25 protein-coding genes and 1 tRNA gene are annotated in these 20,759 nt (G+C 65.2%); 11 read left to right on the forward strand and 15 right to left on the reverse strand.

The window, feature by feature from the left end; all coding sequences use genetic code 11:
- Nucleotides 1–61 precede the first annotated feature (61 nt).
- Complete coding sequence (locus C2I35_RS00315; RefSeq protein ID WP_103761054.1) at nucleotides 62–271, forward strand: TOBE domain-containing protein; 210 nt, start codon at nucleotides 62–64, stop codon at nucleotides 269–271.
- Here the strand turns inward: C2I35_RS00315 and C2I35_RS00320 are convergent.
- From C2I35_RS00320 to tsaA, 5 genes are read right to left on the reverse strand one after another with little or no spacing between them, the layout of a single operon-like run.
- Nucleotides 226–1,050, reverse strand: a complete 825-nt coding sequence (locus C2I35_RS00320; protein WP_211286086.1) for an ABC transporter ATP-binding protein — start codon at nucleotides 1,048–1,050, stop codon at nucleotides 226–228. The two genes, C2I35_RS00315 and C2I35_RS00320, sit on opposite strands and share 46 nt — an antisense overlap.
- Nucleotides 1,050–2,072, reverse strand: a complete 1,023-nt coding sequence (locus C2I35_RS00325; RefSeq protein WP_103761055.1) for a FecCD family ABC transporter permease — start codon at nucleotides 2,070–2,072, stop codon at nucleotides 1,050–1,052. The genes C2I35_RS00320 and C2I35_RS00325 overlap by 1 nt, the downstream gene beginning before the upstream one ends.
- Nucleotides 2,045–3,073 carry an iron ABC transporter substrate-binding protein gene (locus tag C2I35_RS00330; RefSeq protein WP_211286087.1) on the reverse strand — a complete coding sequence of 343 codons (1,029 nt, stop codon included), beginning with the start codon at nucleotides 3,071–3,073 and terminating at the stop codon, nucleotides 2,045–2,047. Before C2I35_RS00330 ends, C2I35_RS00325 begins: the two co-directional genes overlap by 28 nt.
- A 1-nt stretch (nucleotide 3,074) precedes the next feature.
- The gene (locus tag C2I35_RS00335; protein ID WP_103761056.1) at nucleotides 3,075–3,866 is read right to left on the reverse strand and encodes a molybdate ABC transporter substrate-binding protein; all 792 of its coding nucleotides are present in this window, start codon (nucleotides 3,864–3,866) and stop codon (nucleotides 3,075–3,077) included.
- Between the two features lie 32 nt (nucleotides 3,867–3,898).
- Nucleotides 3,899–4,369, reverse strand: a complete 471-nt coding sequence (gene tsaA / locus C2I35_RS00340; protein WP_103761833.1) for a tRNA (N6-threonylcarbamoyladenosine(37)-N6)-methyltransferase TrmO — start codon at nucleotides 4,367–4,369, stop codon at nucleotides 3,899–3,901.
- A 158-nt stretch (nucleotides 4,370–4,527) separates the two neighbouring features.
- Here tsaA and C2I35_RS00345 point away from each other — a divergent pair, with 158 nt between their 5' ends.
- From C2I35_RS00345 to C2I35_RS00360, 4 genes are read left to right on the forward strand one after another with little or no spacing between them, the layout of a single operon-like run.
- Nucleotides 4,528–5,235 (forward strand): ABC transporter permease, encoded by a 708-nt coding sequence (locus C2I35_RS00345; protein WP_371931571.1) that lies wholly within the window; start codon nucleotides 4,528–4,530, stop codon nucleotides 5,233–5,235.
- Complete coding sequence (locus C2I35_RS00350; RefSeq protein ID WP_103761058.1) at nucleotides 5,228–5,983, forward strand: ATP-binding cassette domain-containing protein; 756 nt, start codon at nucleotides 5,228–5,230, stop codon at nucleotides 5,981–5,983. The genes C2I35_RS00345 and C2I35_RS00350 overlap by 8 nt, the downstream gene beginning before the upstream one ends.
- Before the next feature lie 27 nt (nucleotides 5,984–6,010).
- Nucleotides 6,011–6,829: an ABC transporter substrate-binding protein gene (locus C2I35_RS00355; protein WP_103761059.1), complete on the forward strand. Its 819-nt coding sequence runs from the start codon at nucleotides 6,011–6,013 to the stop codon at nucleotides 6,827–6,829.
- A gap of 55 nt (nucleotides 6,830–6,884) precedes the next feature.
- Nucleotides 6,885–7,787: a substrate-binding domain-containing protein gene (locus C2I35_RS00360; RefSeq protein ID WP_103761060.1), complete on the forward strand. Its 903-nt coding sequence runs from the start codon at nucleotides 6,885–6,887 to the stop codon at nucleotides 7,785–7,787.
- 325 nt (nucleotides 7,788–8,112) lie between these two features.
- Here the strand turns inward: C2I35_RS00360 and C2I35_RS00365 are convergent.
- A tRNA-Ile gene (locus C2I35_RS00365) sits at nucleotides 8,113–8,189 on the reverse strand.
- Nucleotides 8,190–8,316: 127 nt separating this feature from the next.
- Between C2I35_RS00365 and purM the strand changes: the two genes are divergently transcribed.
- Complete coding sequence (gene purM, locus C2I35_RS00370) at nucleotides 8,317–9,363, forward strand: phosphoribosylformylglycinamidine cyclo-ligase (RefSeq protein WP_103761061.1); 1,047 nt, start codon at nucleotides 8,317–8,319, stop codon at nucleotides 9,361–9,363.
- A complete protein-coding gene (gene purN, locus C2I35_RS00375; protein WP_103761062.1) occupies nucleotides 9,360–9,953 on the forward strand; it encodes a phosphoribosylglycinamide formyltransferase in 594 nt (197 codons plus the stop codon). Before purM ends, purN begins: the two co-directional genes overlap by 4 nt.
- Before the next feature lie 31 nt (nucleotides 9,954–9,984).
- Here purN and C2I35_RS22025 read toward each other — a convergent pair whose 3' ends face one another.
- Nucleotides 9,985–10,161 (reverse strand): hypothetical protein, encoded by a 177-nt coding sequence (locus C2I35_RS22025; RefSeq protein WP_170067082.1) that lies wholly within the window; start codon nucleotides 10,159–10,161, stop codon nucleotides 9,985–9,987.
- Nucleotides 10,162–10,370: 209 nt separating this feature from the next.
- On the opposite strand from C2I35_RS22025, the gene rnd reads away from it, so the two are divergent.
- On the forward strand, nucleotides 10,371–11,531 hold the full coding sequence (rnd, locus tag C2I35_RS00380; RefSeq protein ID WP_103761063.1) for a ribonuclease D: 1,161 nt from the start codon (nucleotides 10,371–10,373) through the stop codon (nucleotides 11,529–11,531).
- Between the two features lie 4 nt (nucleotides 11,532–11,535).
- On the opposite strand, the gene C2I35_RS00385 is transcribed toward rnd, so the two are convergent.
- A complete protein-coding gene (locus tag C2I35_RS00385; RefSeq protein ID WP_103761064.1) occupies nucleotides 11,536–12,126 on the reverse strand; it encodes a hypothetical protein in 591 nt (196 codons plus the stop codon).
- 130 nt (nucleotides 12,127–12,256) lie between these two features.
- Between C2I35_RS00385 and C2I35_RS00390 the strand changes: the two genes are divergently transcribed.
- Complete coding sequence (locus tag C2I35_RS00390; protein WP_103761065.1) at nucleotides 12,257–12,667, forward strand: SufE family protein; 411 nt, start codon at nucleotides 12,257–12,259, stop codon at nucleotides 12,665–12,667.
- 119 nt (nucleotides 12,668–12,786) lie between these two features.
- On the opposite strand, the gene C2I35_RS00395 is transcribed toward C2I35_RS00390, so the two are convergent.
- The 3 genes from C2I35_RS00395 to C2I35_RS00405 form a co-directional block, all read right to left on the reverse strand.
- On the reverse strand, nucleotides 12,787–13,416 hold the full coding sequence (locus C2I35_RS00395) for a DUF1638 domain-containing protein (protein WP_103761066.1): 630 nt from the start codon (nucleotides 13,414–13,416) through the stop codon (nucleotides 12,787–12,789).
- A 1-nt stretch (nucleotide 13,417) separates the two neighbouring features.
- Nucleotides 13,418–13,603 (reverse strand): hypothetical protein, encoded by a 186-nt coding sequence (locus C2I35_RS00400; protein ID WP_146049929.1) that lies wholly within the window; start codon nucleotides 13,601–13,603, stop codon nucleotides 13,418–13,420.
- 97 nt (nucleotides 13,604–13,700) lie between these two features.
- Nucleotides 13,701–14,405, reverse strand: a complete 705-nt coding sequence (locus C2I35_RS00405) for a corrinoid protein (protein WP_103761068.1) — start codon at nucleotides 14,403–14,405, stop codon at nucleotides 13,701–13,703.
- Between the two features lie 203 nt (nucleotides 14,406–14,608).
- Here C2I35_RS00405 and C2I35_RS00410 point away from each other — a divergent pair, with 203 nt between their 5' ends.
- Nucleotides 14,609–15,697 (forward strand): PA0069 family radical SAM protein, encoded by a 1,089-nt coding sequence (locus C2I35_RS00410; protein WP_103761069.1) that lies wholly within the window; start codon nucleotides 14,609–14,611, stop codon nucleotides 15,695–15,697.
- A gap of 250 nt (nucleotides 15,698–15,947) precedes the next feature.
- Here the strand turns inward: C2I35_RS00410 and C2I35_RS00415 are convergent, their stop codons facing one another.
- Complete coding sequence (locus tag C2I35_RS00415) at nucleotides 15,948–17,255, reverse strand: HlyC/CorC family transporter (RefSeq protein ID WP_103761070.1); 1,308 nt, start codon at nucleotides 17,253–17,255, stop codon at nucleotides 15,948–15,950.
- A gap of 70 nt (nucleotides 17,256–17,325) precedes the next feature.
- Here C2I35_RS00415 and C2I35_RS00420 point away from each other — a divergent pair, with 70 nt between their 5' ends.
- Complete coding sequence (locus C2I35_RS00420) at nucleotides 17,326–18,132, forward strand: metallophosphoesterase family protein (protein ID WP_103761071.1); 807 nt, start codon at nucleotides 17,326–17,328, stop codon at nucleotides 18,130–18,132.
- Here C2I35_RS00420 and C2I35_RS00425 read toward each other — a convergent pair.
- Genes C2I35_RS00425 through C2I35_RS22030 form a run of 3 tightly spaced genes read right to left on the reverse strand, consistent with a single transcriptional unit; the run spans nucleotide 18,081 to nucleotide 20,720 of the window.
- Entirely contained in the window at nucleotides 18,081–19,049 is a 969-nt protein-coding gene (locus C2I35_RS00425) for a site-specific tyrosine recombinase XerD (protein WP_103761072.1), read from the reverse strand. The two genes, C2I35_RS00420 and C2I35_RS00425, sit on opposite strands and share 52 nt — an antisense overlap.
- Nucleotides 19,046–20,584 carry a hypothetical protein gene (locus C2I35_RS00430; RefSeq protein ID WP_103761073.1) on the reverse strand — a complete coding sequence of 513 codons (1,539 nt, stop codon included), beginning with the start codon at nucleotides 20,582–20,584 and terminating at the stop codon, nucleotides 19,046–19,048. Before C2I35_RS00430 ends, C2I35_RS00425 begins: the two co-directional genes overlap by 4 nt.
- Nucleotides 20,571–20,720, reverse strand: coding sequence for a hypothetical protein (locus tag C2I35_RS22030; protein WP_170067083.1), 150 nt, complete (start codon nucleotides 20,718–20,720; stop codon nucleotides 20,571–20,573). The genes C2I35_RS00430 and C2I35_RS22030 overlap by 14 nt, the downstream gene beginning before the upstream one ends.
- Nucleotides 20,721–20,759: the final 39 nt, after the last annotated feature.

The raw sequence follows: 20,759 nt of genomic DNA on the forward strand, positions 1-20,759 counted from the left end.
GAAATCGCGGTTGTTGACCATACCGTAGGCAAGCAAACCATGATGACAGGAGACACCCGCCATGAAACTCAGCGCACGCAACAAGATGCCCGGAACCGTGACCGCCATCGACAGGGGCGCGGTCAACGCCACGGTGCAGATCGACCTTGGCGGCGGCACCACCGTGACGGCGATGATCACCAATGCGTCGGTCGAGGAGTTGGGGCTGGAGGTCGGCAAGACGGCCTACGCAATCGTCAAGGCGTCGGACGTGATCGTCGGGTCCGACTGAAGGTGAAGGGACGGCAGGCAGACCTTGCGGCCTGACCCGGTGGTCTCGATGGTCACGGGGATGCCGTAGACCGTGCTCAGGTTGTGCCCGGTCAGCACCTCGCTGGCCGGGCCATCCGCCATGATCCGGCCCTGGTGCATCAACAGGACGCGGGCATCCAGCGCAAAGGCCTGGTCCGGGTCATGGGTCGACAGGATGATCCCGCGCCGCTCGGACGACGCGCCCTGCGCCAGCCGGGCGATCCGCGCCAACACCTGCGCCTGGTTCCCGAAATCGAGGCTTGCGGTCGGTTCGTCCATGACGATCAGCGGTGTATCCTGCGCCAGCGCCCGCGCGATCAGGACAAGCTGTCGCTGACCGCCGGACAGGCGCGAATAATCGCGCGCGGCAAGGTCGCCGATCCCAAGCTGATCCATCGCGTTTTGCGCGGCATCACGATCCGCCTTTCCAGGTTGTGCCAATGGCCCGAGTCGCGCGGTGCGCCCCATCAGGACGACCTCCAGCGCCTCGAATGGAAATGGCGGTGCATGAGCCTGAGGCACATAGGCGATGCGCCGGGCAATCTCGGCCCGGCGCTGTGACGTGATCGGGGTGCCCCCAAGCCGCACCTCACCGGCCAGCTGAGGCAGCAGGCCCAGGAGGGTGCGAAAGAGCGTGGTCTTGCCGCAGCCGTTGGGGCCAAGCAGGCACAGGATGTCTCCGGCCTGAACCGACAGGCCCAGATCCGCGCCGACCTGCGTGCGTCCGTAGCCGATCACCAGCTCCCGCGCCTCCAGCATCACGACCATCCCCGCCGGCCACGGGCCAGCAACCACACGAAGAAGGGCGCGCCGATCACGGCGGTCAGGATGCCCAACGGCACCTCGGCCTGCGCCATTGTCCGCGCCGCCGTGTCCACGATCAGCAGATACCCCGCGCCGATCAGCACAGAGGCGGGCAAGAGCCGCCCAAAGCCGGGCCCGACGAGCATCCGCGCGATATGCGGAATCACCAGCCCGACCCAGCCCACCACGCCGGCCAGCGCCGTGACGCTCGCGGTGATCAGCGTGGCGGCGGCGATCACCAGGAACCGCGTGCGCCCGGCCTCGACCCCCAGCGCGCGCGCCTCCTCGTCGCCAAGGCTCAGGACGTTGATCCGCCAGCGCAGCAGGGCCAGCGGCACGAGGCCGATCAGCACCATGGGCAGGGCGGGCAGGATATCCTCCGTGGTGATCGCGGCCAGCGAGCCCAGAAGCCAGAAGGTGATCGCTGGCAACTGGTCATAGGGGTCGGCCATGACTTTCAGCAACGACGTCGCCGCCCCGGCCAGCGCGCCGATCACCACCCCGATCAGCACCAGCGTCAGCGTGCGGTCCGTGTTGCGCACCATCGACGCCACCAGCGTCACGATTCCCACCGCTGCCATGCCGCCGACAAAGGCCGACGCCTGGATCGCCGCCACCGGCAGCGACAGGAAAATCCCGGCAACCGCGCCAAGCCCGGCACCGGCCGACACGCCCAAGATATCCGGCGACACCAGCGGGTTGCGGAAAAGCGCCTGGTAGCTGGCCCCCGCTGCCGCCAGCGCCGCCCCCACCAGCAGCGCCGCCGCGACGCGGGGCAGGCGGATGTTCCACACCACGATCTCCGCCTGCCGCTCGCCTTGCCCCAGCAATGCCGCCAGCGTCTGGCCCGGGGACAGGCCAAAGGGCCCGATCATGACCGCGCCGAACGCCAGCGCGGCCACGCACAGGGCAAGGCCACCGGTCAAGGTCAGGCCGGGCTTTGAGCCCCTCAGTTCGGCGGTCGTCCCTCGGCCCATACCAGCAGCCTCTCAAGGTCTTCGTCGTTCAGGTCGACATGATAATAGAGTTCATAGAAGTCGCGGGTCTCCGCGCGCAGGTCGCCCTCCCACCGATCAGGATACAACAATCCGGCCATCCAAATCAGGCCCATCATCCGGTTCAGTGATGGCGGCCGGTCGATCCAGCCGAAGGGTGCGGTGGGCGACAGGAAGACGCGCCCGTCCTCGACCGCGTCGATCCCCTGCCACAGCGGGTCGTCGAAAACCTTGCCGTAAAAGTTCGGGTCCCACGTCACGATGGTGTCGGGGTTGGCTACGATCACCTGTTCCATCGAGGCCTGCACCAGCCCGCGCGTCGCGCCGCCATCATCCGCCACGTTGCGCCCGCCCGCGCGCTCGATGATCTCGGTATTGATCGACCCTTTCATGCCCGTCTCCAGCCCCTCGGGACCCCGGGCCAGGTAGACGCGGGGGCGCTCCTCTTCCGGGACGTCATCGAGAATGGCGTCGATCCGGGCAAACGTCGCCTCCACATCCTGCGCCAGGGCGTCGCCGCGCTCCGGCACACCCAGTGCCTCACCCAGAAGGCGCAGAGCGGCGGGCGTGTTCTCGAACCGTCCGTCGATCAGGATATAGGGGATGCCGGTCTGGTCCTGCACACGGTCCGCAAGGTCGACATATGTGTCCCGGACCGAGCCGAAATCGAGGATCAGGTCGGGCTCGATCTGCAGCACGCGCTCCAGGTTCGCCTCGCCGCCGCGCCCGGTCAGACGGCCGGTTTCGGGCAGATCGCGATGGGGCGCGGCGATATAGGCGCGCTCCTCGGGGCGCAGGGCGCGGGGCCAGCCCGTCATCGCCTCGGGCTTCATGATGTAGAGCAGGATGGCGGCGGGTGGACCGGCGGCGAAGACGGTGGTCACATCGTCGGGGATATCCACGACGCGCCCGGCGCTGTCGGTGATCGTGCGCGCCTGAACCGGCAGCGCCAACACCATCAGCATCAGCAGCAGATATCTCACGTCACTCTCCTTTCGGCACCGCGGCGGCGTCGAACCCGTACTCCGCCAATACGGCCTGGCCTGCCGGTGACAGGATGTGCAGTGCCAGCTTCCATGCCTCGGGCGGCGCGCCGTCGAGCACGAGCAGGCCGTAATCCGCGCCGACCGACAGCGGTTCCGGGATCTGCACGATCTGCAAGTCCGGCACTTCTTTCCGGGCTAGCACGGCGTTGGTGCAGTATGTCAGAAACAGGTCGGCCTGGTCGCTGTCCAGCACCCACGCATAGGTGTTGCGCCCCTCGGGCGGCGCGGCGCTGTCCGGCCCGCCGGTCAATTGCAGGGCCTTGGTCTTCAACGCCTCGGCATGGCCGGACTTTTCGAACAGCTGAAACGCGTAGTCACCTGACGGATCCGCCTTGGGCGTGGACGTGCCCAGGCGGGTGTTCTCGTCCAGCATGACGTCGAGCAGCGTTTCGGACGTCACTTCCACCTCGGGCCGCGCCAGCCCGCAAAGCCGATTGCGGGCAAAGAGCGCGACGGGGCCGCCCTTGCCGGCGCTTTCCAGTGTCCGGGGGTGGCGCATGTTTGCAGAGGCGAAGACATGGGCGGTTTCGCCCGCCTCGATTCGCTCGCGCATCAGGCCGGAGGGGCCGAAGCTTGTCGCGACGGGCGTATCGTAGGCCTCGGCATAGTCTGCGGCCACGTCCGTCAGCGCGGCCTTGAGACTGCCCGCAGCGTAAAGGGACAGGTCTTGGGCTTGCGCGGCGCTCATCGCAAGGCCGAGGGCCGCTGCCAGTAGGGATACGTGTCGCATGGTCTGTCTTCCATTCTTTGTATTCGGGATACTCAGGGTTTCGGCGGTGCCATGGGGGTAAAGGCGCACCGGTCGGGCTTGAGGTCGATCAGCGGCGTGTCATCCAGGCAATCCAGCCCGCGCACGATCAACGTGCCGCCCTCGATCCGCACCAACCGCACAAGCGACGTGCCGATGGGATTGGGCCTCACGGGAGAGCGCAGGGCGAAGGTGCCGATGGTCGATCCGTCGCTGCGCGGGCTTTGCCGCACAAGATCGCGACGGCTGCGATCCAGCCAGTAGAGCACCTCGATGGTCTCATAGTCTTCCAGCCCCTCCAGAGCCGGGTGCCATACGGGATTCAGTTCGATGCGGCACTCGGGGCCGTCCTGCCGGCCTTGACGTGGACAGTCCTCGCGCCGTGTCCATGGCGTGCGGATGGTCCCGATGAACTGGAGCGCGGCATCGGCAGACGGTGGAGTCGCAACTTTTACCTCGCCGGGGCGCAGGGTCTTGCCACTCATCGCCATGTCCGTAAAATTTGCAGTCGCGAGCAGGGCGCAGGAAACATATCGGTTTTCCTTGGTATGTGGAATTTCTTTTCAGGCACCGCGATGCTTGAACTTTGTCCGTTGGATCGCATAGTGTGCGAGGGAACGGAAGATTTGCAAGGTGGGAAATTTTGCAGTCCATGGGAGAAGCCTTCGGCCTCGCGCTCGACCTCGTCGCCTCGGGCGATGGGGATCTGATCGAAATCGTGCTGCTGTCGCTGCGCGTGAGCCTGACGGCCACTGCGCTGGCCTGCCTGATCGGCCTGCCCATCGGGGCGTTGATCGCCATCGGACGGTTTCCCGGGCGCAACGCGGTGCTGATCGTGATGAATGCGCTGATGGGCTTGCCGCCGGTGGTGGTGGGGCTGCTGGTCTACCTGCACCTGTCGCGCTCCGGCCCCTTGGGGTTCCTCGGGCTGCTCTACACGCCCACCGCGATGATCATCGCGCAGACCATCCTGATCGCACCCATCGTCGCGGCCCTTTCGCGGCAGGTGCTGGAAGACCTGCATGCTGAATATGCCGAGCAGTTCCGCTCGCTCTGCCTGACGAAGTTGCAGACCGTGCAGGCGCTTTTGTGGGATGCACGATATTCCCTGCTGACGGTGGGGCTTGCCGGTTTCGGCCGCGCGGTGGCCGAGGTGGGCGCTGTCATCATCGTCGGCGGCAATATCGACCACCTGACACGGGTGATGACCACGGCCATCGCGCTGGAGACGTCCAAGGGCGATCTGGCACTGGCACTGGCGCTCGGCATTATCCTTCTGGTCATCGCGCTTGGCGTCAACGCCGCCGTGCAATCGGTCCGCATGACAGCGGCGCGGCAAGCCTATGTTTGATACGGCAGCCTCATCAGCCGATCACGTTGTGCCCCGCGCCCGGACCGCGCCGATCCTGCCGCTCGCGGTACGTGACCTGGAATTGCGTTTCGGCCAGACAACGATACTCGACGGAGTGAGCTTCGACCTGCAGCCGGAAGGCTGCACCATGGTCATGGGTCCGAACGGGGCGGGCAAAAGCCTGCTACTCAAGCTGCTCCATGGCCTGATGGCCCCGACTTCGGGAACAATCGACTGGAGCGGACAGGGGCCGCAGGACATCACCGCGCGGCAGGCACTGGTGTTCCAGAAGCCGGTTCTCTTGCGGCGGTCCGTGGCCGCCAACGTCGACTTCGTGCTGAAGGTGCGCGGCAAGGATCGTGCGCGGCGCGATACACTCCTGGATCACGTCGGGCTGGGCCACAAGGCCGACCAGCCGGCGCGCCTGTTGTCGGGCGGCGAGGCGCAGCGGCTGGCGCTGGCCCGCGCATTGGCCGCCGACCCCGAGGTGCTGTTTCTCGACGAACCCACCGCCAGCCTCGATCCGGCGTCCGTGCTGGCCATTGAGGAGATCGTCAGGGAGGCCAGCGCGCGCGGCGTGCGCATCGTTTTCGTCACCCATGACATGGGGCAGGCGCGGCGCATGGCCGACGACATCCTGTTTCTCAGCGGCGGCGGCGTAACAGAACACAGCCGCGCCGCCGATTTCTTTCCCGAACCGCAAAGTAAGGCGGCAAGGGATTACCTGAACGGCAAGCTCGTCGTCTGAAAGACTTCAAGAAAGGGAGTATTCATCATGAAATTGAACACATTCGGTGCGGCCACTGTCGCGCTGCTCATGGCCGGAGGAGCCTGGGCGCAGGACCAGTCGATCATCGTACAGTCCACGACATCGACGGCAAATTCAGGGCTTTACGACTACCTGCTGCCGATCTTTCAGGACAAGGCCGGCATCCAGGTGAACGTCGTCGCCGTGGGAACGGGTCAAGCCATCAAGAATGCCGAGAATTGTGATGGCGACGTGCTGCTGGTGCATGCCAAGCCATCCGAGGAGAAATTCGTCGAGGCGGGCTTCGGCACCTCGCGCACGGACCTGATGTATAACGATTTCGTCATCGTCGGCCCGGGCGAGGACCCGGCGGGCGTGGGCGGCATGGAAGACGTGCAGGGCGCGATGTCCAAAATTGCTGAAGAAGGCGCGCTCTTTGCCTCGCGCGGCGACGACAGCGGCACGCACAAGAAGGAAATGGCGCTCTGGTCCGACACCGGCGTCGATCCCACCGCGGCCAGCGGCGACTGGTACCGCGAGACGGGCTCGGGCATGGGCGCGACGCTCAACGCCGGCATCGGCATGGGCGCCTATGTCATGACCGACCGCGCCACCTGGATCAGCTTCGACAACAAACAGGATTACGCGATCCAGGTCGAGGGCGACGAGGACATGTTCAACCAGTACGGCGTGATCCCGGTCAATCCCGAGAAATGCCCCAGCGTGAACGTGGACGCCGCACAGACCTTTGCCGACTGGCTGGTCTCGGACGAGGGGCAGGAGGCAATCGGGTCCTACAAGGTGGCCGACCAGCAACTGTTCTTCCCCAACGCACCGAAAAACTGATAGACGTGTCGGGGCGGCGGTGCACCCGCCGTCCCGAGACACAAATCCAGGCGCCATGACCGAGCTCGACCTTCCCGACCACGAATACCTGACTGTCAAGGAACTGGCCGAGCTTTTGCGCCTGAAGGAACGCAAGGTCTATGACCTTGCCGCGTCGGGTGCCGTGCCGTGTTCGCGCGCCACGGGAAAGCTGCTGTTTCCGGCAAACGAGATCCGCACATGGATCGAAAAGGCGCAGTCCGGTGGCGGCGGAGACGCGCAAGGCGACGCGTCCAAATCGCGCACGCCTATCATGCTTGGCAGTCACGATCCCTTGCTGGATTGGGCGATCCGACAGTCGGGATGCGGACTGGCCACGCTGCATGACGGCTCGAACGACGGGCTCGAACGTTTCACGAGCGGCGAGGGCATCGCAGCCGGCCTGCATATTCTTGACGCTGACACCAACCGCTGGAATGTGCCTGCCGTATCGAAGGCGGCCTCGCGCCAGAACGCGGTTCTCGTCCGGTTCGCGATACGTCGGCGCGGGCTCGTCGTCCGGCCCGGAGGGCGCGTGCCGGCGGGACTTCACGATCTTGACGGGGTCCGGCTTGTTCCGCGGCAGGCGGGGTCGGGCACCGACACGCTATTCCGACACCTGGCCGAGCGCGAGGGGGTGGATCTTGCGGCGCTCGACCTCGCTGACGTCGCCCGGACTGAAGACGAAGCGGTGGAGGCGGTTCGGCGCGGCGCGGCCGAGACGACTTTCGGGCTAGAAGCGGTCGCGCGGAGCTACGGGCTGGAGTTTGTACACGTCATCGAGGAAGAGTTCGCCTTGCTTGTCGACCGCAGGGCGTGGTTCGAGCCGCCTTTCCAGTCGCTTATGAACTTCTGTGCCACGGATGCCTTCCGAACGCGGGCGAACGCCTATGGCGGCTACGACATCGACAGGATTGGTACCGTTCAATGGAACGCGTAGCGTATTTCGGTTGAAATCGCGCTGTCGGCTCAGCACACAATGAGGGCCAACCCGAAGCATCTCATTGGCTATGGCTCTGCCATGTTCGTGGGCCAAATCGAAAAAGTGGCGCACTCTACCGGCTTTTCCTCGAGGATTCAAAAAGAGATCCGGGAGAAAAATTCGAAAACCAGACGCCTTACAGTCGGTATTTGAACCGTGCCAGGCAGTAGAGCTTTTGATTGGCCGACCTAGTCATTCCGGAAATCAGGTCTCAAGGCGGCGCGGATGGGTTCTATGACCCTTTTCCTCAAAAAACTTGAATTTCTCTAACCTTTTAAATCATTGGTAGGCCCGGAGGGACTCGAACCCCCAACCAAAGCGTTATGAGCGCTCTGCTCTAACCAATTGAGCTACAGGCCCGACCTCTGCTCGGGATAGGCGGCGGCAGGGCGGGCGTCAAGGGCTCTGAGAGGGTTCGGGGCTTTCCCGATTGCACGGGCGGGCGCGATGGATTAACCGAAGCCCCAAGCCAGAGCGGAGAGCGCACATGACCGACGCCAAGAACGGGATCACCTATGCCGATGCCGGCGTTGATATCGACGCGGGCAATGCGCTCGTCGACCGGATCAAGCCCGCCGCCAAGCGCACCAACCGCGCGGGCGTCATGGCGGGTCTGGGCGGCTTCGGCGCGCTTTTCGATCTCAAGGGCGCGGGCTATACCGACCCCATCCTGGTGGCCGCCACCGACGGCGTGGGCACCAAGCTGCGCATCGCCATCGACACCGGCAACGTGGATGGCGTGGGCATCGACCTTGTCGCCATGTGCGTCAACGATCTTGTCTGCCAGGGGGCCGAACCGCTTTTCTTCCTCGACTACTTCGCAACCGGCAAGCTCGACACCGACACGGCCGCCCGCATCATCGAAGGCATCGCCGAAGGCTGCGTGCGCTCCGGCACCGCGCTGATCGGCGGTGAGACGGCGGAAATGCCGGGAATGTATCCCGAAGGTGATTTCGACCTCGCCGGCTTTGCCGTCGGCGCCATGGAGCGTGGCAGCGACCTGCCGGCGGGCGTGACCTCGGGCGATGTCCTGCTGGGCCTTGCCTCCAACGGCGTGCATTCCAACGGCTATTCCCTCGTGCGCAAGCTGGTCGAGATGTCGGGCCTCGGCTGGGATGCCGACTGCCCCTGGTCTGATGGCACCCTCGGCGCGGCCCTGCTGACCCCCACGCGCCTCTACGTGACCCAAGCGCTGGAAGCGATCCGTGCTGGCGGCGTCCATGCGCTCGCCCATATCACCGGCGGTGGCCTGACCGAGAATATCCCGCGCGTTCTGCCCGATGACCTTGGCGTCGACATCGACCTCGACAGCTTCGACCTGCCGCCCGTCTTTCGCTGGCTGATGGCGCAGGGCGGTATGGCCGAGACCGAGATGCTCAAGACCTTCAACTGCGGCGTGGGCATGGTGCTGGCGGTCGATGCGGCCCGCGCCGACGCGCTTGCGGACCTTCTGGTTGGCACCGGCGAGACCGTGGTCCGCCTGGGCCATGTCACCGAGGGTGAGGGCGTGCGCTACACTGGCAATCTCGCGTGACCAAACGCGTCGCAATCCTGTTTTCCGGCAGCGGCTCGAACATGGTGGCGCTGATCGACAGCATGACCGGCGACCACCCGGCACGCCCCGTGGTGGCGCTTTGCAACACGCCCGATGCCCCCGGTTTTGCCAAGGCCGAGGCGCGCGGCGTGCCGGCCGAGCTTGTCGATCACCGAGATTTCAAGGGCGACCGCCCGGCCTTCGAGGCCGTGATGACCCGGACCCTTGAGCGCTACGCCCCCGACATAATCTGCTTCGCGGGCTTCATGCGCATCCTCACCGACGATTTCATCTCGCGCTGGCAGGGCCGGATGATCAACATCCACCCCTCGCTTCTGCCTAAGTATCGCGGCCTCGACACCCACGCCCGCGCCATCGAGGCGGGCGAGGCCGAGGCCGGCTGTACCGTCCATGAGGTCACGCTGGAACTCGATGACGGCCCGATCCTCGGTCAGGCCCGCGTGCCCGTGCGTCCCGGTGATACAGCAGAGGTGCTGGCCGCCCGCGTGCTGGAACAGGAACACCGGCTTTACCCGGCCGTCCTGCGCCGTTTCGCCGCCGGCGACCACACGCCGGTGCACCTGCCCTGACAGGACAGGGCAAGCGGGCCCTTTCATGGTCTTAACGCGGCGCCGAAGCCGCAACGTTGCCGTGCCAGTCCGCCGACACACGGTCGGGTGGCGCGGTGAGCGCGACGGCGCCTAACGCCAGCAGCAGGATAGCACTCAGCGTCATTGCCACGGTGCGCAGGTCGAACCGCGGGGCAGGGCGGGCGGGGATATGGTCGAGGGTCGTCATGGCATGTCTCCATTATTGGAACTGCATGTCACATAGACCCGGGCAAAGTATTTTTAAAACGAATGAATGTTGCGCACATCATCACGAAAGGTGATGCGTTTGTGGGCCTCTCATCCGATCGCCGGCCTCTACGCATCACTTGCGCTTTGCTTTCCGCCGCGCCTCGGTATAGGCGATTGGATTACCACGTTTGATCCGCGGGAGCAGGAATGCACACCATCACCACCACCGAAGACCTCGCCGCCTTTTGCACCCGTGCGGCCGAGTCCGAGTATGTCACCGTCGATACCGAGTTCCTGCGCGAGCGGACCTATTACTCCAAGCTCTGCCTGATCCAACTGGCCCTGCCGTCCCGCGGCGAGGACGATGCCGTGCTGGTCGATCCCATCGAGGGGCAGGACATGTCGCTCGAACCGCTCTACGACCTGTTTCGCGACCCTTCGGTGGTCAAGGTCTTTCACGCCGCCCGGCAAGACCTGGAAATTTTCTACGTCGATGCCGGGCTCATTCCCGACCCGCTCTTCGATACCCAAGTGGCGGCGATGGTCTGCGGGTTCGGCGAGCAGGTGGGATACGAGACGCTGGTGCGCAAGATCGCCAAGCAATCGCTCGACAAGACCTCGCGCTTCACCGACTGGTCGCGCCGCCCGCTGACCGACGCTCAGAAGACCTATGCCATTGCCGACGTGACGCACCTGCGTGACATCTACGAGTTTCTTGCCGGAAAGCTGGCAAAGTCGGGCCGCGACAAGTGGGTCGCGGAGGAAATGCAGGTCCTGACTGACCCCGAAACCTATATCACCCGGCCCGAAGAGGCATGGCAGCGCGTCAAGACTCGCAACGCGTCGGGCCGGTTCCTGGCCATCGTGCGGGAGCTGGCGCGCTTTCGCGAAGACTATGCCCAGACGCGCAACATCCCCCGCAACCGGGTCTTCAAGGATGATGCGCTGGTCGAGCTGGCCTCGACCAAACCCAAATCGGCGAACGACCTGTCACGCTCGCGGCTCTTGCTGCGCGAGGCCCGACGGGGCGACGTCGCCGACGGTATCATCGCTGCGGTCAAGGCGGGGCTCGATTGCGCCAACGACGACCTGCCCAAACCTGACCGCAGCCGCGAGCGGCTTCAGATCAACCCGGCGCTGGCCGACCTTCTGCGCGTTCTGCTCAAGGCGAAATCCGAGGAATACTCGGTCGCCTCCAAGCTCATAGCCTCGGCAGCCGACCTGGACGCCATCTCGGCGGGCGAACGCGATGTGCCGGCCCTTGGAGGCTGGCGGCGGGACGTCTTCGGTGACGATGCGATGCGGCTGTGCGACGGCAAGGTGGCGCTGGCCGCGCGTCGCGGGTCGATCGTGGCGATCGACCTCTAAGCCGTCAGCGGCGTGAGCTGAGAGCGTTCAACTCGCCGCGCACGCGGATCTCGTTGATCTCTTCGAGGTCGTTGTTGCTCAGGAACGCGCCCACCCGCACCTCGCGGGTGCTTTGCGCGCCCACCGGCGTCTCGATCGGCTGATAGGCGTTCAGCGTGTATTCCATGACGCCGTTGATCGGTCCGTCCTCGTTGATCGGCAGCAGGCGCACGTCGAACGCGCCCTCGCGCTGCGGCAGGCCGGTCACGCGCACGATGGCGCCCGTGGGCAGCGGCTCGACCACCAGGCTGGTCACCTGGTCCACCAGGCTGCCGTCGTAGATCTCGACCTTGGCGCGGCGGCGGAAGATGCCCGCCTTCTGCGCCGAAGAGGCATTGCGGCGCACGATCAGCTCGGCGTTCTGATCGTCGATCAGCGGGTTGCCGGTCTGCCGGTCGCTGGGCGAACGGCGTTCGCCGGTATTGGTGGTGTTCACGATCGGGGTGGACCTGCTGTTGCCGAACCAGTTGCGCGGGTTGGCGCCGGAATCACGCCAGCCGCTGCACGCTGTCAGCGTCATGCTTGAGATCAACATCACCGAAAGCAGAACCCGCATTTCGACCGCCCCTTCCTCGTTTCTCTTCGACTACCCCATCCGCGCGGGCTTGAAAAGGGACTTGGCGCACTGGACCTCGAGGTGTTGCACGCCTAACTGTGGGGCAAGAAACAGACAGGAGACGCGTTGCATGGCGCAGCAGGCATTCGAAGAGATCGTCGAGGATTTCGAGTTTCTGGAGGACTGGGAAGACCGCTACCGCTACGTGATCGACCGCGGCAAGGCGATGGACGGGCTCGACGACGCGCTCAAGGTACCCGCGACGAAGGTCGATGGCTGTGCGAGCCAGGTCTGGTTGCACCCGCAGACCGAGGCCGGCACGTTCCGCTTCGATGGCGATTCGGACGCCTTGATCGTGCGCGGCCTGATCGCGGTGCTGCGTGCGCTCTACAATGATCTGCCGGTGGGGCAGGTGGGGCAGGTGGATGCCCCCGGCGAACTGGCCCGGCTGGGATTGAACGACCATTTGTCGGCGCAACGCTCCAACGGTCTTCGCGCGATGATCGAACGCATTCGCGTGGTCGCGTCGGAGGCCGCGTAACCCAGTGGAGTGGCTGCGCCACGCTCGATTTTTTTCATGAAGAGAGGCGCTGCCCCTCCGGTCGAAACTTTGGTTTCGACCTCCTCCCCGGGACATTTTTGGCCAGAGGAAAAGGCCGCTCAGGCGCGGGCGGCAAGCGCGGTTTCGAGGTCGCCATAGCCGGTGAAACGGTATTCGAAGTCGAGCCCGAGCCGGTCGGCGCAGTCCTGGGCCTTGGCCTTGAGGGCGGGGTCCTCGACCTGGGCCTGGTAGACCAGCGTGGTGTAGTTGCCGAAGATCATGTCGCGCAGTTCGGGATGCCGGTCGAGGCCCATCGGCTTCCAGACGAAGGCGTCGAACTGCTTGACCAGGAAATCGGTCAGGTAGAAGGCGGTGATCTCGTCCCGGGCCGCGAAGGTCTCGTTGCCCTCGAAGAAGGAATAGCAATGCGGTCCTTCGACCATTTCGACGCCCAGCTCGCGGCATTTCGCCTGTAAGAGCCCGCCGGTGCCGCAATCGGCGTAGACCACGAATATCTGGTCATAGGCATCGCGGTTCTCGGCCACCGTTCGTTCGACCGCTGTCACGATCTTGTCGGGAAAAAGGTGGTACTTTGCCGGCAGGCATTGCAGGACCATGTGATCCCATCCATTGGCTTGTTTCAACGCCAGGATCTCGCGCGCCAGCGCGCCACAGGCGACCAGCAGGATGTTGCCTTTCGTGCGCTCGGAAAAGCCGTCCTCGGTCAGGGTTGTGTCGCTCGGCAGCATCTCAGCGCCCGCCGCCGCGCAGGCCGATGGCGCGCACCAAAAGATAGACCACCAGCACCAGCGGCACCGCGATCATCCAGTTCTCCGACAGTGTCTCGGGGCCCCAGGCGGACGTCGCCACAAAGATCGTGGCGCCAGCGGCGGCGATCACCGCGATCAGCAGCAGGACCAGCTTGTTGAGCGGCATGGGCGTGTTCCTTTCCGCAATGACATAAGCGCAGTGCTTTGACGAAAAAAGCCCCGCCGGGTCGGGCAGGGCTTTCTCGGTCACCATTGGCAAAGGCTCAGCCCGTCGCACCCTGGTTGTGCTTGCGACCCACCAGGTCCTTTGCGGTTTCCACCGCCACGGCGGCGTCGCGGCAATAGGCATCGGCGCCGATGGCCTTGCCGAATTCCTCGTTCAGCGGCGCACCGCCCACAAGCACGATATAGTCGTCGCGCAGGCCCTGTTCGACCATCGTGTCGATGACGACCTTCATGTAGGGCATCGTGGTGGTCAGCAGCGCCGACATGCCCAGGATGTCCGGCTTTTCGGTTTCCAGCGCCTCGAGGTAGTTCTCGACCGGGTTGTTGATGCCGATATCGACCACCTCGAATCCCGCACCTTCCATCATCATCGACACCAGGTTCTTTCCGATGTCGTGGATGTCGCCCTTGACCGTGCCGATGACCATCTTGCCCACGCGCGGCGCGCCGGTTTCCGCCAGCAGCGGTTTGAGGATGGCCATGCCGCCCTTCATCGCGTTGGCGGCCAGCAGCACCTCGGGGACGAACAGGATACCGTCGCGGAAATCCTTGCCGACGATGGTCATGCCGCCCACCAGCGCCTCGGTCAGCACCTGGTAGGGTTGCCAGCCGCGCTCCAGCAAGATGTTCACGCCTTCCTCGATCTCTTCTTTCAGACCATCATAGAGGTCGTCGAACATCTGCTGGACAAGCTCCTCGTCGTCCAGTTCGCTGAGGATGATGTCGTCTTCTTCGTCGGACATGTGCTTGATCCCTTGGTGTGGCGCGTGGCCCGTTGTCTAGCCTCCGCGATTACGTCCATTTTGTCGCACACGACTTTCCAATTCCGACATGCTCGGTTCTTGCACCGACAGATGGCGCAGTTTCACGCCCGCAGCGGTGGAAAATCTCCATGCTCACTATCCGCTTGTTGCATATGTTCTCTTAATGTTCCTATAATTCGGGCATGTCCGATGCCTCCGACACCATCGATCCACGTTTGCGCCGTCCGGGCCGGGGGGCGGTCAGCAACGCCGTGGGCCGCTACGAGCGCGAGTCGCGAAGTTTCGAGGACGACGGCTGGAACCTCGCACCCGAGGAGGCGGCCCTCGGCACCCGCGTCAGCATCGAGCGGCCGCGCAGTATCATCACGTACAATCGCTCGCCTGATCTGCCCTTCGACCGTTCGATCAACCCCTACCGGGGCTGCGAGCATGGGTGCATCTATTGCTTCGCCCGGCCCAGTCACGCCTGGCTCGGCCTGTCGGCGGGGCTTGATTTCGAAACCCGGCTGGTCGCCCGCCCCGACGCCCCCGAGGTGCTGGCCGCGGAACTGCGCAAGCCCGGCTACAAGGTTCGGCCCATCGCCATCGGCACCAATACCGATCCGTACCAACCCATCGAAAAGACTCATGGCATCATGCGCGCCTGCCTCCAGGTTCTGTCACAGTTCAATCACCCCGTCGCCATCGTCACCAAGGGCAGCCTGGTGGAGCGCGACATCGACATCCTGTCGGACATGGCCGCGCGCGGGCTGGCACGGGTGGGCATTTCCGTCACCACGCTCGACGCAAAGCTGTCGCGCGCGATGGAGCCGCGCGCACCGGCCCCGGCGCGGCGGCTGAAAGTGATCGAGCGGCTGGCTAGTGCGGGTATCCCGGTACGCGCCATGGTGTCGCCGGTGATCCCGGGTCTGACCTGCCACGAGATCGAGCCGATACTGAAATCCGTTGCCGGGGCAGGGGCCGATGCCGCCAGTTGGATCATGCTGCGCCTGCCGCTGGAGGTCTCGCCGCTGTTCCGCGAATGGCTGGCCGCGACCTGCCCCGACCGGGCCGCCCGCGTCATGGGCCATGTGCGCGACATGCATGGCGGCAAGGATTACGCCGCGGATTGGGGGCGCCGGATGCGCGGGTCAGGGCCTTACGCCGAGATGGTGGCGCAGCGGTTCAAGGTGGCTGCAAGGCGGCTGGGGCTGGATGCCAAGCAGCCGCCGCTGCGATGTGATCTGTTTGAACCGCCCGCACGGGCCGGGGACCAGATGGAGTTGTTTTGAGATGGGCGATCACATCGGCGTCCGCGCGTGGGTTTTCACCCACCCTACGGGTCCGCACGACATCGCGCCGGGACCTGCCGGCTTCCGTAGGGTGGGGTTGCACCCCACCACTGCGCCCCGAATTACGCGCATCCCGTCCCGGGCTTGACCCGGGACCTCGATGCCTCCGTAGGGTGGGTGAAAACCCACGCGCGGACCCACCACGCCGTCACAGCCTCCGTTGGGTGGGTGAAAACCCACCACACCCGCGCTACAATTTACGCACCTTCAACTTGGTCAGCCGGTTGTCTTCCTTCTCCACCACCTCGAAGCGGAAGCCGTGAAAATTGAACACCTGTCCCACTTCCGGGATGATCTGCGCCTCGTAGATCACAAGACCTGCCACCGTGTTGGCCTCGTCATCCGGGAGCGTCCAGTCCGTCGCCCGGTTCAGATCGCGAATCGTCGTGCCCCCGTCCACCAGGAACTGCCCGTCATCGCTGCGCCCCACGGGGTGGTCGCCGTCCGGGTCGAACTCGTCGGTGATCTCGCCCACGATCTCTTCCAGGATATCTTCCAGCGTAATCAGCCCCTGCAAGTCACCATACTCGTCCACCACCAGCGCAAAATGGCTCCGCATCCGCAGGAATTGCCGCATCTGGTCATCGAGCGTGGTGGTCTCCGGCACGAAATAGGGCTCCATCGCGACGTCGCAGATATCGAACGTCGCCAAGGCGCCGCGCGCGCCCTCGGCCTGCAGGGCAAGCGTGTGCATGGCGCGCAGCAAGTCCTTGGCGTGCACCACCCCGATGATGTTGTCGGGATCGTCGCGATAGATCGGCAGGCGCGTGTGGTTGGATTTCAGGCACTGGTCCAGGATCGCCTCTGGTTCCAGCGCCGCGTCGATCATTTCGATCTGGCTGCGGTGAAGCATGATCTCCTCGACCGCGCGGTCGCCCAGGTCCAGCGCGCCAAGGATCCGGTCACGGTCCTCCTTTTCCACCACGCCCTCGGAGTGGCCAAGGTAGAGAGCCCCGGCGATTTCCTCGCGCACGGCCAGGATCTGGCTGTCGGGGTCGGTCTTCACCCCGAACACCCGCAGCACGCCGCGCACCAGCAGGCGCACCGCCGATACCACGGGCGAGAACACGACGATCACCCAGCGAATGACCGGAGCGGCATGCGACGCCGCCGCCTCGGCATTGGTGATCGCGTAGGTCTTGGGCAGCACCTCGGCAAAGATCAGGACCAGAAGCGTCATCACCAGCGTCGCCAGCGCCACGCCGCTCTCACCGAAGGCGCGGGTAAACAGCGCCGTCGCCAGCGAGGTCGCCAGGATATTCACAAGGTTGTTGCCCAGCAGGACCGAGCCGATCAGACGCTCGTTGTCCTCGGTGATCTGCAGCGCCCGCTCGGCGCCTTTCGACCCCTTGTCGGCGCGGGCCCGCAGCTTGCCGCGCGATGCGGCGGTCAGCGCGGTTTCACTGCCCGAGAAGCAGGCGGACAGAACAAGAAGCAGCAGGATCGCACCGGCGGAGATCCAGAAGGCAGTGTCAAAGGTTGTTAAGGCGGGGTCCATTGTCCAATAGTCACGTTGTGCGTTGCAGGGGTTATGGGGCGTGGACGCCGGTCATTCAAGGAAACAGGCGATGAAACTTGTCGATTTGGGCGCGCGGGACACTCCGCTCGCGGTCTTCGGCGGGCCGTATTCGAACCTGCACGCGACGCAGGCTCTGCTGGCCCTGACGGCGCGTCTCGGAATTGCCCCGCGCGACACCATCTGCACCGGCGATCTGGTGGCCTATTGCGGGGCGCCGGCACAGACCGTGGCGCTGATCCGGGCGGCGGGTCTGCCCGTCGTGGCCGGCAATTGCGAGAAACAGCTGGCCGCGCACCAGATGGATTGCGGCTGCGGTTTCGAGAACGGAAGCGTCTGCGACCTCTTGTCGGCGGGCTGGTATGCCCATGCCGACGCGGCCATCGGTGCGAACGCCCGCGCATGGATGGACGGTCTGCCTGACATGATCCGCTTCACCCATCACGGCCTGCGCTGCGCCGTCATCCATGGCGGTCTCAGCGATATCAGCCGCTTTCTTTGGTCCAGCAGCCCCGCGTCTGCCTTCGCCAGCGAAATCGCCCTGATCGAGACGCAGGGCGGGCCCGTCGATATCGTCTTCGCGGGTCATTCCGGCATCGCCTTCCAGCGCCGTATCGGGCAGGTTGACTGGGTCAATGCCGGTGTGATCGGCATGCCGCCCAATGACGGCACGCCGCGCACCGAGTACGCGCTATTGCGGGACGGCGCGGTCACGTTCCACAAACTGGACTACGATCATGCCGCTGCCCATGCGGACATGCAGTCGGCAGGCCTGACCCAAGGCTACGACAACGCGCTTCGCACCGGCTACTGGCCGTCCGAAGACATGCTGCCCGCATCGTTGCGCCGTTCCTCCTGAGCCAGCGGGTGCGCGTCGAACACCAGTTCGCGCAGGCGGTCCTCGAGCACATGGGTGTAGATCTCTGTCGTGCCCACATCGGCATGACCCAGCATCGTCTGGATGGTGCGCAGGTCGGCGCCCCCGGCCAGCAGATGCGTGGCAAAGGCATGGCGCAGCGTGTGGGGCGACACCCGCTCGGGGCTGATTCCCGCCGCCACGGCGAACTCCTTGACCAAAAGGAAAAAGCGATTGCGCGTCAGGTGGCCCGCCTTGCCGCCCGAGGGAAACAGGAAGGCCGACACCGGCTTGCCCTTGGCTTTCGCGGCCTCCTCGGCGGCATCGCGTCTCTCCAGCCACGCCGCCAGCGCCTGCCTTGCAGGCGGCGACATGGGCACCAGCCGCTCCTTGCCGCCCTTGCCGCGCACCAACAACATCTGCGGATCGCCCCGGCAGGACGCCACCGGCAGCGACACCAGCTCGGTCACCCGCATCCCCGTGGCGTATAGCAGCTCCATCAGGCAGGTGTTGCGCAGCTTGTCGGCCTCGCTCCGGCCCGTGGCCCGTGCGGCCTCCAGCAGCCGGTCCACCTCGTCCAGCTCCAGCGTCTTGGGCAGGCGTTGATCCCGGCCCGGCCCCTTGATCTGGATCGCCGGATTGTCGCTACGCAGCCCTTCGTCGAAAACGAACCGATAGAGCTGCTTGATCGCCGACAGCCGCCGCGCCCGTGTCGAGCGTGCCAGACCTTGCGCGTCGCAATGCACCAGGTAGGCCTCGATATCCGCCTGGCCCGCGCTGGCGGCATCCTGGCCGGTCCGTTCCAGCCACTCGGTGAAATCCGTCAGGTCTCGGGCATAGGCCTGCAACGTGTTTTTCGCCGCCCCGGCCTCGGCCGCCTGCGCGTCGAGGAAATTCGCCAGCCAGTGCGCCGTGCTCACGTGTCCGCCTTCAGTAGCAGGATCTGCAACGCCGCCTGTCGCGCGGTGTCCTCCAACCCCACGGAGCGCAGTGTCGCGAGGCCCGCCACGATGTCGCTCGCTTGGTTCGGTCCGGCAGTGTCCAGCTGCAACGCCGCGGTCAGAATCGCCTGGCCCAGCCGCCCGGCTTCCAACATGTCTGCGTGGTCGGTGTGCGCGGCTGTTGCGGCAAAGGCCTCGGCTATGGCGACCTGCGGAGTCTCGCTGGCCAGCGTGGCATCCGGTGCGCCCCGCGCCACCCCCAACAGGAACTGCGCCCGTGCGTCGCTCCCGGCAAGCTTCGGTGCCAGCGTCTCGTAATCCTGTGACAAAAGTGCCACCTCGAACGCCGCGTCCCGTGCCCGCCCGTCCAGCTCCAGCGTCGACAGGGACTGCGCGAACAGCGTGGCAAAGGCCACCGCAAGGCCTTCGCGTTTCATGTCCCGCCATAGCCCCGGCAGATGGCGCGCCACCGCCTGCGGGTCGGTATCGGCAATCGCCTGTTCCAAATTCTGCACGCCCGCCACGCGGTCCCACACCCCGCCCGAGGCCGCCGGGCGCTGGTCTGTGTAAAGTCCCAGCAGGCGATTGGCGGGCAGGGCGCCGGTGCGGGTCAACCGCTCTGCCGCCTCGATCTCGGCCTTCAGCCCGGTCAGCCCGCGCAGGTCCGCCACCGCGTATTCCCGCGCCAGATTGCGTGTGGGCAGGGGCGTGCCCGCCGCCTCGTACAGGCGATACAGAAGCGGCGTCATCTGCGTCGACGGGGCCAGCGACACCTCGGCCCCGATCGTCTCGGGGTCCAGGTACTGCGCCAAAAGTCGCGTGCTTGCGGTGTCCAGCACTCCCACCGCCGTGGCCGTCTCGTAAGTCAGCGCCGCAGTCTGCCAGTCCCCGGCGCGCGCCCCGCAATAGATCCGTGCGTCGTATCGTTCGCTCAACTCGGGTTCCCGGCTCAGCGCGGCACAGGCCTCTTCCTCGGTGCCGGTCAGGAGCGACAGGTCGAACCACTGATCGAACAGATTGGCATCATAACTTCCCGCCTGCTGCACCAGCGCCAGCGCCGGATCCACGGCCCCCATCTTGCGCAGCGCGGCCAGCCGTGCCCGCAGAAACCGCGCGTCGCGTCCCGCGTCAGCGGGCGCCTCGGCTTCGGCCAATAATAACGTGTAATACAGCGCCTGGATCGCCGGTAACGGATCCGGCGGCAGGCGCGAGAATTGCGACACAAGGGTGTCGGTGCTGCTGCCCGCCCACAGGTTCGGCGGCAGCCCCGTGGTGCTGCCGGGCAAGAGCCCCGCCGCATCGGGTTGTGCTCCGTCCAGCGGCATCACCTCGACGTCCGGCACCACGGCGCCTTCCACGTCGTCCGCCGCGGGCGGTTTCAGCGCCTCTTCCAGCGGTCTGGCCACGCTGATCGGCGCGGGATCTTTCAACCAGTCGATGGCCGCCAGCGGTTCCTGCGCCAGCACCGGCGTGGCAAGAATTATTGAGAAACAAATGGTTTCAAGTGTCTTCAAGTATGATTTCCTGTCGAATTTCTTCTCGCTCGGGCGAGAAATCCGCCCCGAAGAACGGGCCGATATAGGCATAGCCGACCAGCGCCAGGAACGCCAGAATGCCAAGATAGATCAGCCATTTGAGAAGTCTGAACATAACGTGCCTGCCCGTTTCTTACCGTCTTTTACCACTTTA

It is taken from the genome of Roseovarius confluentis (assembly GCF_002917925.1).
In the GTDB taxonomy this organism is placed as follows: Bacteria; Pseudomonadota; Alphaproteobacteria; order Rhodobacterales; family Rhodobacteraceae; genus Roseovarius; species Roseovarius confluentis.